This window comes from Herpetosiphon giganteus, from assembly GCF_016907925.1.
Classification (GTDB): Bacteria; Chloroflexota; Chloroflexia; order Chloroflexales; family Herpetosiphonaceae; genus Herpetosiphon; species Herpetosiphon giganteus.
In genome coordinates, this window is record NZ_JAFBCZ010000078.1 from 1 (window position 1) to 1,556 (window position 1,556).

2 protein-coding genes are annotated in these 1,556 nt (G+C 61.6%); both read right to left on the reverse strand.

The window, feature by feature from the left end:
• Window positions 1-9: 9 nt before the first annotated feature.
• On the reverse strand, window positions 10-1,137 hold the full coding sequence (locus JOD20_RS26940) for an integrase core domain-containing protein (RefSeq protein WP_204758132.1): 1,128 nt from the start codon (window positions 1,135-1,137) through the stop codon (window positions 10-12).
• The gene (locus tag JOD20_RS26260) at window positions 1,095-1,502 is read right to left on the reverse strand and encodes a helix-turn-helix domain-containing protein (protein WP_204758133.1); all 408 of its coding nucleotides are present in this window, start codon (window positions 1,500-1,502) and stop codon (window positions 1,095-1,097) included. The genes JOD20_RS26940 and JOD20_RS26260 overlap by 43 nt, the downstream gene beginning before the upstream one ends.
• Window positions 1,503-1,556 lie beyond the last annotated feature (54 nt).

Sequence of the window (1,556 nt, forward strand, 5' to 3'; positions counted from 1 at the left end):
CTGTAATGGTCAAATACCCTCTGCACTACCCATGGGGTTGAGCAGCCGCTGCGTATAGACGGTGGGCGAGAGGCCATCAAGGCCACGCCCTTGGTGTGGCCGATCATTGTAGTCCACGACAAAGGCTCCGAGCAGCGTGTCCAATTCCGCAGCAGTGCGCCATGTCTGGCCTCGCAGCCATTCCTTCAGCGTCCGCACCATCCGCTCCGCAATCCCATTGGTCTGGGGTCGTCGTCGGCTAATCGGCACATGCAGGAAGCCCTGCGTGCGGGTAAACGCTCGAAACGCATGCGCCGTGAAGTGGACACCCCGATCAGAAACGACAAAGGCCACCGAGGCGGGAAGGAGGTCTTGTAAGGCCACAACCACCTGATCGCTCGTGACATTCGGGCCATCACACAACAGCGGGAGTCCATAGCAGACTCGGGTGCAATTATCGGTGATTAGCAGAATGGCATACCACGTCGTCGTCACCACCGTCTCCCGAATCGCATCGCGGAGCCGCCGCTGTTCGGTCTGCCACACCAGGTCTTCCTGCGTGCGTTGCTGCAAGACCTGCCGCCGATGCGCCCGCAGCACCTCGTTCTGCTGCTTGTCTGCGCGTTGGGCCTCCCACATGCGTTGCCGTTCCACGCGGCGCTGTGCGGGGGTCATCGCGCGGTCAATGGCGTGCTGGTACTGCCGCTGGCGATCGGCAACCGTCCCGCGCGTTGTGAGCAACTGCATCCACGCGCGATCCTCCTCCGCTCGCTGGCGGCGGGTGGTGCGACGGGCCGCCTGAAGCAGGGTGGCGTGATGCCGAAGTTCTGTCCGCTGCTGGCGAATGGGATCGGGAACCGTCGTCGGTTTGGAGCGCCACCCATAGCGGTGATTGGCTGCTGCGGTATAGGCCTGCATCTGCTCGGCATAGGGCTGGTCGGGCGTGGCAAACACGGCTCCCGGAAACGTGGTGCTGCGAGCGGCGGGCGAGGTCTGGACAATTAATCGTCCAGATGAGCCACTCACGGCGGGAATGGCTTGATCGGCGGTGCGGGTGGTCGGGACAAAGCACAGGTCAATATTGACGGTTTGCCCTGGCCGATCGGCGGTGCGCGTTATGGGACGGAAGGATCGTTTTTTTTTGCGGCGGCTGTCCACACGGCATGATCGCGCAAGATCCGGGCAACGGTGTTGGGACTGACCACCCGCTGCCAGGCATTCCCTTTGGCCAGTTCATCCGTAATGCGGCGCTTGCCCCAGGTCGGATGGGCCGTGCGGAGGGCCACAATCTGCGCTTCGATGGCGGCATCAGTGCGCGCCGGGTGTTTGGGGGCCGCACTGGCAAAGCTCACAAGTGCCGCATAGCCACCCGTGATGAAGCGCGACTTCCAATAATAGAAGGTTCGACGACTCACGTGAGCGGTGCGGCAGGCAAGCATGACATCACCCGTGGCTTCCCACGTCTCGAATAAGAGCCGTCGTTGCTGAGCCGTAGTCAGCGGAAAATGAATGCGTTTCGTCATGGTTCTATCGTAGCAGCATAGGGTTCAGGATGCAAAGGGTATTTGACCATTACA